Below are 16,628 nucleotides of genomic sequence, written 5' to 3' on the forward strand. Positions count from 1 at the left end.
ATATCTATTACTACAATAATAAACGGATTAAAACAAAACTGGCCGGAAAAACTCCGGTTCAATACCGAAATCTTTCCGACCAGCTAGTTGCTTAAACTTCTCTCCAATTTTTGGGGTTCAGTTCAGTCAGTCCTTTTAACTTGATAGCTCATCAGGGAGTCGAACCCTGGATGCCGGTGTGAAAAACCGGAGTCTTAACCGCTTGACCAATGAGCCAATATCATTTCGTTGCCTCAACAACATAAATAATAATACCAGCTTCATCAGACGTTTGCAACCTTTTTTTACAAAAAATATAATTTATTCAAATGCCGCATTTTTATCCATTGTTGCCGTGATGGTATCTAACACTAATTGGTTTAATCCACCCTGCGTTAACACTTCAAAACCAGCTGCAGTTGAACCACCAGGTGTCATAACTTCATTGGCCAAATCCAACGGTGCTTTCTTAGCCTGAGTCATATGTTGCGCAGTTCCAGCCACTGTTTGTTCGGCTAGTTTAGCAGCCACTTCTTCATCCAAACCTTTCGCTACTCCAACTTCTTTAAATGCCTCAGTAAATGCGGCCACAAAGGCTGGACCAGAACCAGCAATCGCACTCGCAGCACCAAATTGTTCTTCTGTTAACTCATCCGTACGACCTAACTCCAAGAACAACGCAGCAACGGCCCCTTTGATGTCGGCATCGACCTGCTCATCAAATGCCAAAGCTGTATAACCATACTTAACAGCTACATTTACGTTAGGTAAGGCACGCGTAACCACAACTGTATTACCTAATGCTTTGTGTAATTGCGCTAATGAGATACCACCCAAAACCGACGCAACAATAACACTTGGCTTAATTAAAATACCTGGTTGTAACTCACGAGCAACAGCCGCTAACTGATCTGGCGGTGTTGCTAAAACAACCAAATCAGATGCTAGCCACACTTCCAAAGCTGAGGATTTAGCTTCAATGTGTAAATCATCGGCCACTTTTTGACCAGTATGTGGTGAATAAACGACCTGTTGAATTTCTTGATTACCTGACCATCCTTGAATCATGGCCTGTGCCATATTACCTGCACCAATAAATCCGATAGTTAGCATGTGACACCCCTTTTTAATAATAATTACATTTATCATAACATAGCGATAATAAAAAAGAGTCAAACAAAAGTGTTGCATGCTGTCAGCCATCAAATATGGTACAGTCAGCTTTTTGTTCGACTCTTTTATTTTATGAAAATCCTTCACGCTCAGATAGTGAGAAAGACTTATTATGATAACGCATCGACATAATTAACCCGACACCAATCATATTACCAATCAGCGCGGAACCACCTTGCGAAATAAATGGCAACGGAATTCCAGTTAGCGGCACCAATCCGATGTTCATACCAATATTTTCAAAAATATGGAATAACAACATCATGACAACCCCAGTGGCAATATACGCATAGAATTGATTTGATGAATCAAAAACAACTTGAATGATTTGATAAATCAACAAGAAATATAAAATCAGTAGCAAGATGCCACCGACGAAACCGAAGTTCTCACCAATGACTGAGAAAATCATATCGGACTCACGAACAGGCACATTAACATGTGAGACGTTAAAGCCAGTTCCGGTAACTCCACCAGAGCCGATTGCCTTCATTGACTGCCATAATTGATAGGCACCATTTGAAGTATCATTTTGTGGATTCAACCACGCATCCACACGCGTAAATTGGTAAGCTTTAAAGCCAATTTGTTCAAGTAAATGACGCCCCCAAGTTTGCGTAACGAATAAAATTGCGACTGTTCCAAGTGAACCGACAATGGCAATAATCGGTCCTAAGTATAACCATGATAGACCTGATACCAAAGTCATCCCAAATACTACGGCAATAAAGACTAAGTTAGTTCCAAAATCACTACCATTTACAATCAAAACTGGCAATGTCCATAGGATGATTTTCCACAACAAACGCCAATCCGACTTCATGGTGTGATCAGGGTTTGAAATATTATGATCAGTAATTACACGGGCCAACAGAATAATGAAGGCCGGCTTCATGATTTCAGCAGGCTGAAAAGTAATCGGTCCAAGAGCAAACCATTTTCCACCTGTGCTAGCATAATAAGATTTCGAGTAGAAAAATAGAACCGCAACCATCAGTACCATGCCGACACCAAACGCATAAGGCGCGATCCGCCATAACTGTTCGGAATCAAACTGCATGATAACCATGACACCTACGATACCAACGACATAATAGGCTAATTGTAGTAGAACCATTCGTGTCACATTAACACTAGCATCATGCGTTCCAGCGACATACAACGACGCTAAACCAATCAATGCCAACATCAAAACCACGAAAATGATTGACCAGTCTATTTCACCACCATCTTTTGAGAAAAAACGTTTTAGCATGTTTCCCCCTTATTTTATTGGTTTATTTATTTGATTAATTAATGGTGCAAATTAAATTCTGCAAGTAAACTTGCGACTGCATCATCAAAATTATCTGCTGTTGTTTGATGACCATCAGCAAATGTTACAACAAGTGGTGAATTTTTTTCATCAACCGTTCCTAACGTTACTTTATTGATCATCACTTCTGAAACGCTATCATCTAATTCATTAATTTCGACAGCAACTGGTTTGTTTTTTCGCGACATATTTACCTTCCTTAATTTGCATGCATGTGAGCAAGTAACATCCCTGCTCCTTTAGCAACATTGTCTAGTGGTTTTTCTGAAATCATAACTGGTACACCAAGATGTTGTGAAATCAACTTATCAACACCACGCAATAATGCGCCACCACCTGTTAGTACAATACCACGATCAATAATATCTGATGCTAATTCTGGTTGAATCCGTCCTAAGACTGCATGGGCTGCTTCAACGATTTGCGTTAATGTATCATGCATTGACGCTTCAACCTCATTCGTATTTAGCGTCACTGTACGTGGCATACCAGTAAAACTATCACGACCACGAACTTCCATCTCTTCTGGTTCGTCTAAGGGTGTTGCGGTACCAATTTGAATTTTAATTTGTTCAGATGTTCGCTCACCAATCATCAATCCATGGTCTTTTTTCACCATGTTGGTAATATCGACATTCATTTTGTCACCTGCAACACGGATCGATTCAGAAGTGACAATATCCCCAAGTGAGAGCACAGCGATATCTGTCGTTCCACCACCCATATCAATGACCATTGATGCAATTGGCGAAAAGATATCTAATCCAGCACCTACTGCAGCAACTTTGGGCTCATATTCCAAATAGACCTTACCGCCACCAGATTTTTCAGCTGCCCCAATAATAGCTTTTTTCTCAATACTAGTGATGTTAGTTGGTGCACAAACCATAATATTTGGTCGTGACATAACGCCTTTGGCATTTAATTTTGACATAAACCGTGACAGCATTGCCTCAGTCATATCAAAATCTGAAATAACGCCATCCTTTAACGGACGAACAGCCCTTATATTACCTGGCGTGCGACCGACCATTTGGTAAGCTTCCGTTCCAACAGCCAAAATTTTTTCTGTTTTTGTATCGATTGCCACTACGGAAGGTTCATTTAGAATAATGCCTTCCCCATCAACATAAATCAGCACATTTGCCGTCCCTAAATCAACGCCGATTTCCTTGGCCATGAAATTCACCTCTTATTTTTTATCGAGCAAGTTCTTTCTTGAACAAGCTCGTCCAAACTTTCTAATTACTATCTTTAATAGTATAAACCATACACCAAAAAAAATCTTGAAAAATCCATAACCGTTATCTTTGTTTGCCGGTCCTTACTGAACAAGGTAAAATAAAAGAAAAACGTTTACAAAGGACATAAAACTAATGAATCTAACTCTAAAAGAAATGGCCAACATTTTAAATGCGCCAATAAAGAACGAGGCTGATGTCACTGTTACGAATACCACATTCGATTCACGCCAAGTCAAACCCGGTGATCTATTCATACCCTTAGTAGCCGATAATGATGGTCACAAGTATGTTGATGCAGCTAAAAACAATGGGGCAACGGTCGCTTTATGGCAAGCTGACCATAAAGACGTCCCAACCGATCTACCAGTTATTATCGTTTCTGATACCCTGGTAGCCTACCAACAATTAGCAAGCCACTATCTTGCCCAGGTCGATCCGCTGGTTGTAGCAGTTTCTGGTTCAAATGGTAAAACCACAACCAAGGACTTTATTGCCGCTATCGGACAAACAAGTTATAAAACTGTTAAAACGCCCGAAAATTTCAATAATGAAATTGGGGTTCCTCAGACGATTCTTTCAATGCCTACCGATACTGAATTACTGGTAATTGAAATTGGCATGGACCATCCTGGCGATTTAACCTTCCTATCAAATCTTGTCAAACCAGACATTGCCCTACTAACAATGATTGGTGAAGCACATATTGAATTTTTCAAGACACGTGCACGCATCGCTGACGGTAAAATGGAAATCATCACTGGCTTGAAAGAAAATGGTCACTTAGTATTTAATGGGGATGAACCTTTGTTGCTTGAACGCGTCGGTCAGCATCCCCATTTGTTGCGCGACTCATTCGGACTCGACAGCACCAACGATTTATTTGCTAGTGACATTGATATGACACCCTTACAGGCAAGTTTCACAACTAACCAAAGTAATCAACGGTTCACCATTCCAATGACGGGACGCTACAATGTAACCAATGCGCTTTCTGCAATTACGGTCGGCCATTTACTACATATTTCGGATGAAAAAATCGCACAAGCATTAGCCAAAGCTCCAATTACGGAGAACCGTACTGAATGGTTAGATGGTCAGTTTGGCGGTAAAATTCTGTCTGACGTTTATAATTCTAATCCAACGGCCGCTAAAGAAGTGCTCCACTTCTTTGCCGATACGCCTACTCAGGGCAAGCGCATTGCCGTTCTAGGTGACATGTTGCAACTTGGAAACGCTTCACCAGTATTGCATGCTAGTCTTATTGAAAGCCTTGATCCAACAAAAATCGCCCATGTTTATTTAGTCGGCGAAGAAATTGCACCACTTGAGGATGCCTTAAAGCCACTTTATCCGGCTGGTACAGTTAAGCGATATGCAATCAATGATTCAGACACATTACTCAAGGATTTACTAGCTGATTTGACTCAAGATGATGAAATTATGCTGAAAGGCTCACATGGCGTTCATCTAGAAAACATCGTGACACAACTTAAAAAATAGCACCATTAACGGCTATTCAACAAAAGGAGATTGGGACAAAATAACTGTCTCAATCTCCTTTTTTGATACTTATCTGACTACAAATCGAAGTACTGTCTTAAATAAACAGCCACGCCATCTTCATTATTTGTTAGCGTTTCAACATTAGCGACTTGTTTAATTTGAGGAATCGCATTTCCCATGGCAACGCCTACCCCAGCTTGTGCAATCATTTCAAAGTCATTTTCTTCATCACCAAATGTCATCACATTATCCAATGTCTCACCAAAATGAGCCATTAGCTGTGACAATCCACGAGCCTTGTTGACGTTATTTGGTAAGAATTCCAATAGTTCCGCACGCGAAGGAACGATATGCAACAAATCAGTCAATTCAGTAGGCATTTCTTGACGCACACGCTGCACAACTTCCGCTGGCGCCGCGCACACCGCTTTACCAAACGCACGATTCGCTGGTAGTTCATCAAATGAGATATCCGCAAACGGCAATACCGCTCCCATTGATGATTCATAATCAGATTTTCCTAATGTAACGATTGAATAAACTTTATCAGCACCAATCACATCAATCGGATAGTGCCGTTGCTCCGCATCCTGATATAGAGCAGCAATTTCTTGTTTACTAATGGTAGTCTGCGCTAAAATACGTTGCGTTTGATTATGTTGAATTAAACCACCATTAAATGTAATGGCATAATCTGTCGGTTCGAATAATTCCAATTGTGTTAATAATCTTTGAATGCCTTGAATAGGACGTCCGGTGCATAAAACGATGCGTTTGCCCATCTTATGTAATTGTTTCAAAACACGTTCATTTTCCGCTGAAATTTCTTTTGCAGAATTCAATAATGTATTATCTAGATCCAGTGCGATTGTCGTAATCATCATTAGCCACCTTTTTTAGTTATGAATACATCCATTATAGCAGCAAAAAAGGCCAGGACTTTTTATTTAGTCCTAGCCTACAAACTTTTAAACCGATTTGATGTAATTGATGCCGTCCGCTGCTGGTGCCTTTGACTTAGCAAAGAAAATAACTAATATCAAAATAGTTAACACATAAGGTGCAACCTGCAGGTAAACAGCTGGAATTTGGTTAATAACTGGTAATTGTGCGCCGACAATTGCCATTGACTGTGAAAAGCCAAAGAACAATGCAGCTCCCATGGCGCCAATTGGGTTCCAGCGACCAAAAATCATTGCGGCCATTGACATATAACCTTGTCCAACAATGGTTGAAGCAGAGAAATTACCCGCAATCGATTGGGCAAACAATGCCCCACCAATACCACCAAGGACACCAGAAATTAGGACACCGGCATAACGTAGCGTATATACCTTCAATCCTAGCGTGTCAGCCGCTTGTGGATTTTCTCCTACAGAACGTAAGCGTAACCCAAAGCGTGTTTTATATAATAACCAATATGCCACAAAGGCAATAAAAATAGCTACCCACGCAGTTGATGATGTTTTTGTAAATAAAATTGGACCAATAAAAGGTATCTTGCTTAAACCTGGTACATTCCAGTAACCAAAGTTTTGCGAAATCATTGACGTCTGTCCCTTACCATACATCAACTTAATGATATAAACGCCAAGAGCTGGTGCCATCAAGTTCATGACTGTACCTGAAACAATATGGTCAGCACGCAAAGTCACCGTCGCTATAGCATGAATCAATGAGAAAATCAGACCGATAACAGCACCAGCAACTAATCCTAACCAAGGTGTCGCATGACCAAATTGGTCGGCAAAGCTCAAATTAAAGACCACTCCTGCAAAGGCTCCCATAATCATCGTTCCTTCAAGACCAACGTTAACAATACCCGCACGTTCTGAAAAAGTACCACCCAACGCAGTAAAAATCAAAGGCGCTGAGTAAACTAATGTACTTGAAATCACTAATTGTAAAATTGTTTCCACACTCATGATTACTTTGCCTCCTTTTGATCAGCTTTTGTTGTTTTATGTTTTTTCTGCTTGCCTTTATCCTTTGAATCGTCCTCATCTAGCTTAACTAAAATTAAACGAATCAAATAATTGGCACCAATGAAGAAAATAATTGAAGCCGTCACAACTGAAACTAGTTCAGTCGGAACACCTGTCGCTAGCGGCATTCCCAAACCACCAACTGACAAAACAGAAAATAAAAAGCCGGCAAAGATAATACCTAAGAATGAACCCGAAGCTAGCAATGCAACAGCCATACCATCATAACCAACTTGCGGTGCTGCCGATTGTGAAAAGATATTTAGGTAAGTTCCCAATCCTTCAGTCGCACCCGCCAAACCAGCTAACAATCCAGAAATTGTCATTGCTGTAATCGCATTGCGCTTAGCTGACATACCTGCATAGCGGGCAGCATTTGGATTCAACCCAACGGCTCGAATTTCAAAACCAAGTGTCGTACGTTTCATGACAAACCAGATTGCCAACAACGCAATCAACGCAATAAGAAAACCAATATTTAAACGTGACCCTCCTGTTAGGTTTGACAAGAAATCCCAACGTAATGAATCAGATGCATCTAATGTCTTCGTCATATCGGTTGTCGCCATCATCTTATTAGGTAAGCCTTGCACGATTGCATTACCACCATATAGGGCAATATAATTCAGCATAATTGTCGTAATTACTTCCGAAGCACCAAACTGAGCACGCAACCATCCTGGAATAAAGCCCATGATAGCCCCACCAAGTGCACCGATAATTACAGCCACTGGAATTAAAATCCAAGGATTCATGCCTTGATTTGCCAACACAAACCAGGTTGATGCAATCCAACCAACCCAAACTTGACCAGAAAGTCCAATGTTAAAGAATCCGGCCGATTGGGCCACCAAGAAGCCAGCTGCCGTTAGAACCAATGGTGTCATGGCTCGCAAAACTTCACCAATATTTAAAGATGAGCCAAGGGCTGACTGAATTAAACTGATATAACCTGTAACGGGGTTAAATCCTGATACGAGCATGATAATCGCACCGACCAGCAAGCCAAAGAAGACTGCTAAGGCAGCGACGAGACCAGTACTATATGAATTAATTTTATTCACGAGATCATTCTCCTGCTAATTGTGCGCGAGCATCGTCTAATGACATACCAGCCATCAACAAACCAAGCTCATTCTTCGTTGTTTCATTCGCATTCACGATACCTGTAATTTCTCCATGTGAAATGACGGCAATGCGATCGGCAACATTCAAAATTTCATCTAATTCAAAACTAACCAACAGTACCGCTTTATTCGCATTACGTTGATAAATTAGTTGTTGATGAATATATTCAATCGCACCCACGTCAAGTCCACGTGTCGGTTGTGCAGCGATAATGAAATCAGCATTACGATCTAGTTCACGTGCAATGATCGCTTTCTGCTGATTACCACCAGATAATGAACTGGCTGGTACTAATTCATTCACTGTCCGCACATCAAATTTAGTAATTAAATCACGCGCATGTTTATTAATTTCTTCATAGTCTAAGACGCCATGCTTTGAAAGTGGTCGCTTATAATACGTTTGCAAGGCAATATTTTCTGCAAGCGTCATGTCCAACTCTAACCCATAACGTTGGCGATCCTCAGGAATATGAGAAACGCCCGCTTCAGTAATTTGACGTGGCTTTTTATTGGCAATGTTCTTACCATTTAACATGATTTTTCCTGAAACTGTTGGCATCAATCCTGTCATGGCTGAAATCAATTCAGATTGGCCATTACCATCAATACCGGCAAGACCGACCACTTCACCCGCACGAATATCAAGACTTAAATCCTTAACTGCTGTCAGACCACGACTATCTTTAACAGTGACATGATCTAATGAGATGACCGTTTCTTTAGGTCGGGCTGCTGACTTTTCTGTTGCATACAAAGAAACCGAACGCCCAACCATGATATCTGCTAACTCTTGCGATGACACACCAGCTACAGGAAACGAATCAATTGATTTTCCACGGCGAATAACCGTCACTTGGTCCGCCACAGCTTTAATTTCATCTAATTTGTGAGTAATTAAGATAATCGACTTACCTTCTAGTGCAAGGTGTCGCATGATAACCATCAATTCGTCAATTTCTTGTGGTGTTAACACAGCCGTTGGCTCATCAAATATTAAAATATCGGCGCCACGATACAATGTTTTCAAAATTTCCACACGTTGTTGCATACCAACCGAAATATCCCCTGCGAGGGCGTCCGGATTAACATCCAATCTGTACTTCTCAGATAATTTCTTAATATCTTGGCTAGCCTTTTTGATATCCAATTTCATACCATTAACTGGTTCAGAACCTAAAATAATATTTTCAGTAACTGTAAAAGCATCCATTAGCATAAAATGCTGGTGTACCATACCAATTCCCAGTTCTGCTGCCTTGGCTGGACTATCTACGGTGATTTTCTGGCCATTAATTAAAATGTCACCAGAGGTCGGCTGGAGTAAACCTGATAATTGATTCATCAAGGTTGATTTCCCTGCACCATTTTCTCCAAGTAAGGCATGAATTTGTCCACGTCTTACTTGCAAATTAATCTCATCATTTGCACGAAAATCGCCAAATTGCTTAACTATATTGTGCATTTCTAACACAATTGGCTCATCTGCCATATTTTCTCTCTCCCTGAAAAAAATTCACTTGCTGATCTATAAAACTCAATATATAGCAATTATTTTACATATTTTATTTACGTATTGCTAGTAGCCATTTAAAAAATATTCGTCTTTTAATTCAATATACATGAAATGCCCCTAAAAGTGGCAAAAATTTAAGAAAAAGCCGAACAATAGTTGTTCCGCTTTCCCCTATCAATACTGATTATTAACTTTTACTTCATTTTACTTGGTACAGTTACATCCCCAGACTTTACGTCGTCCGTAGCTTTTTGAACAGCTTGCTTTTCTGCACTATCCAAATTATCGCTTGTTAGACCAACGCCACCATTCTTCAAACCAAATGTTACTGTCTTGCCACCAGGGAAATCACCCTTCATCGCCTGATCAGCTAATTTCACTACCGAACTAGGAATCTTTTTGACTGCTGAAGCTAACGTTAGATTTGCTGATTGGCCATCCTTAGTTTTGTACACTCCTTGGTCCTTTTGATCCATATCGACCCCGATTACCCAAGCTTTTTGTTTGTCATCAGCTGATAGCTTTGCATCAATATCTTTAGCCGATGTGAACACTGAATTTCCTGCAGGACCAGCCGCCTGGAAAATAATGTGTGAGCCAGATGTATACATAGCATCCGCAATCGTCTTTGATTTTGCTGTGTCCGTAAATGATTCAATAAATTGAGATTCAACTTTCATGTTAGGATCAACAGATTTCACCCCGGCAATATAACCAGCTTGAAAAGCTTTGATGGTTGCTGAACTCATACCACCAATGAAGCCAACCTTGTTATCACCTAGGTCTTGTGCTTTTGTCGCTGCGGCAACACCAGCTAGATAAGAAGCTTCGTGTTGCTTAAACATCATTGAAGCCACATTTTTTAACGACTTCTTAGCCTTATCATCAACCAATACATATTTTGTATTTTTATTTTTCTCAGCTGATTCGACTAAAGCATCATTAGTTGCATAGCCAACCCCAATTAACAAATTATAATTTGCTGAAACCCCTTGTTGGAAATTTGGCGCAAAATCTGCATTAGTTTTTGAAGCGAAGTAATTATAGCCATCCTTACCCTTCTGTAAGTTATGTGACTTTCCCCAGTCAGTAACTCCCTTCCACGCAGATTGGTTAAACGACCGATCGTCTACACCGCCAACGTCAGTCACCATGGCAACCGAAAAATCTTTCTTATCAGTACTTGATTGCTTGTTTTGAACCAACGTTACACCTACACCAGCGATTATGATGACAGCAACGCCACCAATTACTAAATTACGACGTGAAACCATGTTTCATTCTCCTCAACTTTCGTTCATCTAAACGATTCATATTATTTAGTTAACAATAGGTTAACATCGTTCAGACCGCTAATTCCTTTGAATAGTATAGCCTGAGCTTCCCCTATCCGCAATAAACAAACGGTTGAAAAGAGTAATTTGGTAAAACGTTTTATGGGTATTTTAGCAAAGTATATCGTGTAGAAACGAACAAATAAAACAATAAATATTAAAATGTTTGCTATAAAACGTTTTAAATAAATATATTAACGACATTTAATGACGTCTATTCGTTATTTTTTTAAGTTACGTTTATGTAACAATTTTAGAATGTTTGTTTGAACTTTGAATTTTCTGGATGAGCTGGCACATTAATTTCGCCCTTGATAATGGCCTTCTTGGCCTTTACGACTGCTTTTTTCTCATCGCTAGTCAAATTCTTTGTTGGTGTGGAAACACCGCCTTCTTTCAAACCGTATGCAACAATCTTGCCACCAGGGAATTGATCCTTCATGGCTTTATTGGCAATCAGATGCAAGCCACGACCAACACCAGTAATTGATGAAGTCAAAGTAAAGTTATCTTGCTTGCCATCTTTGGTTTGATAATTCCCCATATTAGATTGATCCATATCAACCCCAATGACCCAAACCTTATCCTTTGAATCAGCTGTTAAGTCCTGGTTATTATCTTTTGCTGCGGTGAACACACCATTCCCAGTAGCACCAGCTGCTTGGAAAATAATCTTTTCACCTTTAGCCATCATCGCATCAGTAATCGTTTGTCCTTTCGCTGCATCACCAAATGAATTAGCATACTGGACATCAACCGCCAAGTTTTTATCAACTGATTTTACACCAGCAGTGTAACCAGCCTCAAATGCATCAACAATGTTACTGTGCATCCCACCAACAAAGCCAACGGTATTTTGGTTTAATGCCTTAGCCTTCGTAGCTGCAGCAACACCTGCCAAATACGACGACTGTTCAGAACGGAACATGACTGAGGCGACGTTCTTGGTTTTCTTTGTATCAATATCATCAACCAAGACATAATCTGTTTTCGGGTTTTTCTTAGCTGATGATATTGTTGCATTATGCAAAGAATACCCAATACCAGCAATCAGGTCATACTTTCCTTGAATCGCTTGTTGAAAGCTTGGCGCAAAATCAGCTTGTGATTTAGATTGTAAGTAATTATAACCGTCACTTCCCTTGGTTAAATGGTGTTCTTTACCCCAACTTTGCAATCCTTCCCATGCCGATTGATTAAATGACTTATCGTCGATGCCACCAACATCAGTTACCATTGCTACCGTATAATTTTTCTTATCTGAAGACTCAGATGAATTGATCATGCCATAAGCGACCCCGCCAATAATAACAACCCCTACAACACCACCAATTATTTTTAATCGTCGTGAAACCATGTTTGCCCTCTTTCTGAATCGTTAAAGTAACGTTCTGTTGTCCATTTATTTATTACCATTCAAATTATACGGTTAACGTTCGCTGTTTTCAAGTTTATTTTTCGTTATTTAAAATGATAAAATTCTATAGACGACTGTTATAGAGGCATTTTCATTTTATAAACGAACATTGTTTAAATTTACTTCACAACTTATACGTTATTAGTTCACCAACTAAAGTGCATAACGCTATGTTATCATAACATTTCACAAGAGTTATCTTCTGGACAATCATCGATTAGCTAACTGATTTTTTACTTCCTAATCAATAACCTGCTTGCACTTTTCGTCATAACTATGTCTATAATTAAATAAGATTTATAAGTAGAGTGGTTCTTATAGGAAGAATGAGGTAGTGCACGTGACAGATTTAAAAAAAATATTTAAGCGGGCCGATGTTCAGAAACTAATTGCCTTGATTTTTATTTTAGTTATTTTATATATTATTCGTGATTTAATTAGCATTGTGCTATTAACGACCATTTTTAGTTATTTAGCCGTCAAAAGTGCACGTAAAATTAATCGTTGGACTAAAATTCCTTATGGTTTTTCGGTGTTGATATTCTTCACTGTTAGTATAGTTATTTTTGTTACAGCTTTTATGTATATCGTGCCCACATTAGTCAATCAATTTGCCATTATTCCTGACGAAGTCATGAAATTCATGAAAAATTTTCCAGATGTCAAAAAGTACCTCAATGACACTTATCAAAATCTGGATTTGCTGAATGAGGTGACTAAAAATTGGCGGACCCTGCTTGAGAGTGGCTGGGATACACTAAATGTTATTGGTAGTGTGCTTTCTAAAGTGTTGCTTTCAATCTTTCTGAGTTTTATCTTCGCCATTTCATGGCAAAGATTACGCATTTTCGGCACACAATTTGTTAATTCAAATTATCCTAAATTTTTCACTAATGTTTATGAACTAACAAGCACTTTTGTCTTAATTCTAGGAAGCATTATCGAAGTACAAATGACCATTGCTTTTATCAATACCATACTAATGGTAATTGGTTTGAGCCTACTGAAGGTTCCTAGTATTCTAGTCATGGCGCTATTAATCTTTATTCTTGGCCTAATCCCAATTGCTGGTGTTTTGATTTCATTAATTCCATTAAGCGTCATTTCATTCGCGGCGCTGGGATGGACTGGTATGATTGAAGTTTGGATTTTAATTGCTATTATTCATCTATTTGAATCATACTTCTTGCACCCAAGATTAATGGCTACTCGAACAGAATTACCAATCTTTTTAACATTTGCAACAATCATTGTCATGGAGCATTTATTAGGTGCCTGGGGACTAATTATTGGTGTCCCAATCGTTGCCTTTATCCTAAGTATTCTCGGCGTACAAGACGCATCAATTTCCAAGCATTCATCACAAGTTAATGCGACAGAGACAAAGTAAATTTTTATCGCTATAATCAAACAGACGTTGATAACTAACGACCTATCCAGTAGGTGCTGTTATCAACGTCTGTTTATTTATGACTTTATTTATATATTCTTTCTTAAATTATATGGCTTAGCGTCCAGTTCAAACGCTAGTCGACAGAACCGTACACAACTTCAAATACTTCACAAATACATGGTATTTTTTCATGAAAATGCTGACCCATTTGTGCATACTCTTGTTTAAAAAACGGCTCATGGACCTTACGCCAACAGCCTAATGAGCGATCACCCTCACCTTCATGATACGCATGTTCAGCTGACACTAAATCATAAGGTATCGTTTCGACGACAGTTGTTCGTGTAATACAAACCGGTTTTTGATCACCATTTAAAATAATATTATATTCACCAACATACGGTTTAGGTTCACCAAACTCATATAGCTCGGCCGCCGAAGTTGTCGCCGTTTTAACACCACGAACAGTCAAATCTGCTAAATCATTGGCCATTTCAGGACTATTGCCATATGCCCATGCTGAATAGGCCGTTGTCGTGTCCAGTTGATTAGCCCGACAAAATTTTTCCCAATAATTTTTAATTTCAGTACTTGGCACGTTAATTTCTCCTAAAGTTAATTTCTTACAACTAGTATCAAGATATTAAAGCAGGCCAGCCTCCTTAAGCAACTCTGCCACCCAAGTATCATCAATTTTACGCAAAGCAGTCTTTTGAACCAGCTTAGGCAGATGCAAATCAATGTCAGCTAACTTCTTTTTATCGTTCATATAGTACACCGCACGTAGTAATGTTCGAATATCATAAACTGAATTATAAACTTCCGGTACGGCACGCTCGACATTTAGTAATGAATAAACTGATTCCATGGCAGTTCGAATCGAGTACTCTGTTGTAAAGACCGTATCACGTGTTGGTGATTCAGCGAAATTACCGATAAATGCTAAGTTTACCGAGCCATCCGGTACCACTGCTGGACGGTCACCCGCAACTCGTGGCATAAAGTATGACGTAATGAATGGCATATAAACGGGTACAGCATTCACGCTATCTTGCTTGGCCAACGTTTTAATTTTTGTTTCTGGTACTCCTAGGTGATATAGCCACTCTTGTGTAATCTCTTCACCCGTACTTTCAACAACCGTCTTGTCAATGAAGTTTCCCTTTGTATCAGAATACAAAGCATATACCCAAACAACAGTTTCATTTTCAGCCTGCGTTTTAAAATGCGGTTGGCGATGGACGGCAAAGCTCATTAACCAGTTAGAATCTGTGATGGTAACAATACCACCTGTATTCACTTTATTATCATGCAAATCACGATTAGTTAGACGCTCAATATAAGGATCTAAGGCCGTATTCTTAATCGTCAAGGTCGCTGCAACATGCCAGCTCCGATCTGGTAAATTATCATAAAATACTTCTGGGTGACCGAATTCTTCAGATTGTTGGGCTAGATTATTCCAAAGTGTCCAACTTCCACCTAATTCGTGAGTTACTGGTGCTGCTTCATGGTGTGAACCATAAGTTGAACTTTCAGTAATTGAACCATTCGTGACAAATACTAAGTCATTCTGTGTTAATTTAACTTCCCTTTGTTCGCCATCTACATGCAAATATAGTTTACGGGCAGTCTTGGTCTTATTTTCGTCATCAATATCAACGTCAATATCATCTACCGTTGTATTGTATTGGAAATCAACGCCAAAACCTTCAAGATATTTGATAATTGGCAAAACCATTGAATCATATTGATTATACTTGTTAAACTTTAACGCCATAAAATCAGGCAGGCCATCAATATGGTGAATGAACCGCATCGTATAGCGCCGCATTTCCACAGCTGAATGCCATTTTTCAAAAGCGAACATGGTTGCCCAGTACACCCAAAAATTACTCTCAAAGAACTCTGGTGAAAAGAATTCTTCAATCGTTGTTCGTCCTAACTTTGACTCAGGTGTCATAATCAGTTTGATAAGTTCAACTGATTTTTCATCTAAGGTATACTGACCATCAGTTGGTACCTGTTGACCACGCTTATAAATTAAACGTGTGTTTGATGAATTTGGATCATCCTTATCTAACCAATAAAACTCATCTAAATATGATGCACCTGGAATTTCTAATGATGGAATCGACCGATACATATCCCACATGGTCTCGAAATGATTTTCCATTTCACGACCACCACGCGTGACCAAACCAATATTTGGTCGTTCAGTACCATCTAGTGATCCTCCTGGTACCGATAATTCTTCTAAAACATGAATTTGCTCACCCGGCATTTGAGCATCACGAACTAAAAATACCGCTGCAGATAATCCGGCTAAACCACCACCGACAATATAAGCTGATTTTTGATCAACACCTTCTGGCTTCCGTGGGTGTGCAAAAGCTTCAAAATTACCACTACTGTAATTCATAAATTTCCCCCTCTTTCGTACAACAAAACCATGGTCCTTCAAAACAAAAATACTTAAGAAATACCCTTTAACTAGCATCCCTTATCTTTAGAATACACACATTTAATTGAAAATTCACTATACAATAGCAGCTAATTTGTTTAACACGTTGTTAAATAAATTAGCTATTATAGGTCACTCAATTTGTGATTGTTTTCACTTTACTTTTATACCCTATTTT

At 39.2% G+C, this 16,628-nt stretch carries 15 protein-coding genes and 1 tRNA gene; 3 read left to right on the plus strand and 13 right to left on the minus strand.

The window, feature by feature from the left end; genetic code table 11:
• Positions 1-2 precede the first annotated feature (2 nt).
• Positions 3-95: an IS3 family transposase gene (locus NGR58_RS05175; RefSeq protein ID WP_407077141.1), complete on the plus strand. Its 93-nt coding sequence runs from the start codon at positions 3-5 to the stop codon at positions 93-95.
• 49 nt (positions 96-144) lie between these two features.
• On the opposite strand, the gene NGR58_RS05180 is transcribed toward NGR58_RS05175, so the two are convergent.
• The 5 genes from NGR58_RS05180 to mreB form a co-directional block, all read right to left on the minus strand.
• A tRNA-Glu gene (locus NGR58_RS05180) sits at positions 145-216 on the minus strand.
• An 84-nt stretch (positions 217-300) separates the two neighbouring features.
• On the minus strand, positions 301-1,092 hold the full coding sequence (gene proC, locus NGR58_RS05185) for a pyrroline-5-carboxylate reductase (RefSeq protein ID WP_258088553.1): 792 nt from the start codon (positions 1,090-1,092) through the stop codon (positions 301-303).
• 130 nt (positions 1,093-1,222) lie between these two features.
• Positions 1,223-2,407 (minus strand): FtsW/RodA/SpoVE family cell cycle protein, encoded by a 1,185-nt coding sequence (locus tag NGR58_RS05190; protein ID WP_258088554.1) that lies wholly within the window; start codon positions 2,405-2,407, stop codon positions 1,223-1,225.
• Positions 2,408-2,445: 38 nt separating this feature from the next.
• A complete protein-coding gene (locus tag NGR58_RS05195; protein ID WP_075269071.1) occupies positions 2,446-2,655 on the minus strand; it encodes a DUF2969 family protein in 210 nt (69 codons plus the stop codon).
• An 11-nt stretch (positions 2,656-2,666) separates the two neighbouring features.
• Positions 2,667-3,647 carry a rod shape-determining protein gene (gene mreB / locus NGR58_RS05200; protein ID WP_258088555.1) on the minus strand — a complete coding sequence of 327 codons (981 nt, stop codon included), beginning with the start codon at positions 3,645-3,647 and terminating at the stop codon, positions 2,667-2,669.
• 196 nt (positions 3,648-3,843) lie between these two features.
• Between mreB and NGR58_RS05205 the strand changes: the two genes are divergently transcribed.
• Positions 3,844-5,211 carry a UDP-N-acetylmuramoyl-tripeptide--D-alanyl-D-alanine ligase gene (locus NGR58_RS05205; protein WP_258088556.1) on the plus strand — a complete coding sequence of 456 codons (1,368 nt, stop codon included), beginning with the start codon at positions 3,844-3,846 and terminating at the stop codon, positions 5,209-5,211.
• 77 nt (positions 5,212-5,288) lie between these two features.
• Here the strand turns inward: NGR58_RS05205 and NGR58_RS05210 are convergent, their stop codons facing one another.
• The 6 genes from NGR58_RS05210 to NGR58_RS05235 form a co-directional block, all read right to left on the minus strand.
• Positions 5,289-6,095 (minus strand): Cof-type HAD-IIB family hydrolase, encoded by an 807-nt coding sequence (locus NGR58_RS05210; protein WP_258088582.1) that lies wholly within the window; start codon positions 6,093-6,095, stop codon positions 5,289-5,291.
• 87 nt (positions 6,096-6,182) lie between these two features.
• The gene (locus NGR58_RS05215; protein ID WP_258088557.1) at positions 6,183-7,139 is read right to left on the minus strand and encodes an ABC transporter permease; all 957 of its coding nucleotides are present in this window, start codon (positions 7,137-7,139) and stop codon (positions 6,183-6,185) included.
• 2 nt (positions 7,140-7,141) lie between these two features.
• Complete coding sequence (locus tag NGR58_RS05220; protein WP_258088558.1) at positions 7,142-8,263, minus strand: ABC transporter permease; 1,122 nt, start codon at positions 8,261-8,263, stop codon at positions 7,142-7,144.
• Between the two features lie 4 nt (positions 8,264-8,267).
• Positions 8,268-9,818, minus strand: a complete 1,551-nt coding sequence (locus NGR58_RS05225; protein WP_258088559.1) for an ABC transporter ATP-binding protein — start codon at positions 9,816-9,818, stop codon at positions 8,268-8,270.
• A 218-nt stretch (positions 9,819-10,036) separates the two neighbouring features.
• Entirely contained in the window at positions 10,037-11,116 is a 1,080-nt protein-coding gene (locus NGR58_RS05230; RefSeq protein WP_258088560.1) for a BMP family lipoprotein, read from the minus strand.
• A 313-nt stretch (positions 11,117-11,429) separates the two neighbouring features.
• Entirely contained in the window at positions 11,430-12,533 is a 1,104-nt protein-coding gene (locus tag NGR58_RS05235; RefSeq protein ID WP_258088561.1) for a BMP family lipoprotein, read from the minus strand.
• Positions 12,534-12,933: 400 nt separating this feature from the next.
• On the opposite strand from NGR58_RS05235, the gene NGR58_RS05240 reads away from it, so the two are divergent.
• A complete protein-coding gene (locus tag NGR58_RS05240) occupies positions 12,934-13,983 on the plus strand; it encodes an AI-2E family transporter (protein ID WP_258088562.1) in 1,050 nt (349 codons plus the stop codon).
• Positions 13,984-14,119: 136 nt separating this feature from the next.
• Here NGR58_RS05240 and NGR58_RS05245 read toward each other — a convergent pair whose 3' ends face one another.
• Together NGR58_RS05245 and NGR58_RS05250 are read right to left on the minus strand one after the other, a co-directional pair.
• Entirely contained in the window at positions 14,120-14,584 is a 465-nt protein-coding gene (locus tag NGR58_RS05245) for an ASCH domain-containing protein (RefSeq protein WP_258088563.1), read from the minus strand.
• 45 nt (positions 14,585-14,629) lie between these two features.
• Positions 14,630-16,408, minus strand: coding sequence for an oleate hydratase (locus NGR58_RS05250; protein ID WP_258088564.1), 1,779 nt, complete (start codon positions 16,406-16,408; stop codon positions 14,630-14,632).
• Between the last annotated feature and the right edge of the window lie 220 nt (positions 16,409-16,628).

It is taken from the genome of Weissella fangxianensis, from assembly GCF_024718545.1.
Lineage (GTDB): Bacteria > Bacillota > Bacilli > Lactobacillales > Lactobacillaceae > Weissella > Weissella fangxianensis.

Coding starts and splice junctions, on each gene's coding strand:
- NGR58_RS05205 (WP_258088556.1), top strand. CDS start 3,844: ATGAATCTAACTCTAAAAGAAATGGCCAACATTTTAAATGCGCCAATA.
- NGR58_RS05250 (WP_258088564.1), bottom strand. CDS start 16,408: ATGAATTACAGTAGTGGTAATTTTGAAGCTTTTGCACACCCACGGAAG.
- NGR58_RS05210 (WP_258088582.1), bottom strand. CDS start 6,095: ATGATTACGACAATCGCACTGGATCTAGATAATACATTATTGAATTCT.
- NGR58_RS05190 (WP_258088554.1), bottom strand. CDS start 2,407: ATGCTAAAACGTTTTTTCTCAAAAGATGGTGGTGAAATAGACTGGTCA.
- mreB (WP_258088555.1), bottom strand. CDS start 3,647: ATGGCCAAGGAAATCGGCGTTGATTTAGGGACGGCAAATGTGCTGATT.
- NGR58_RS05195 (WP_075269071.1), bottom strand. CDS start 2,655: ATGTCGCGAAAAAACAAACCAGTTGCTGTCGAAATTAATGAATTAGAT.
- NGR58_RS05215 (WP_258088557.1), bottom strand. CDS start 7,139: ATGAGTGTGGAAACAATTTTACAATTAGTGATTTCAAGTACATTAGTT.
- NGR58_RS05230 (WP_258088560.1), bottom strand. CDS start 11,116: ATGGTTTCACGTCGTAATTTAGTAATTGGTGGCGTTGCTGTCATCATA.
- NGR58_RS05235 (WP_258088561.1), bottom strand. CDS start 12,533: ATGGTTTCACGACGATTAAAAATAATTGGTGGTGTTGTAGGGGTTGTT.
- NGR58_RS05225 (WP_258088559.1), bottom strand. CDS start 9,818: ATGGCAGATGAGCCAATTGTGTTAGAAATGCACAATATAGTTAAGCAA.
- proC (WP_258088553.1), bottom strand. CDS start 1,092: ATGCTAACTATCGGATTTATTGGTGCAGGTAATATGGCACAGGCCATG.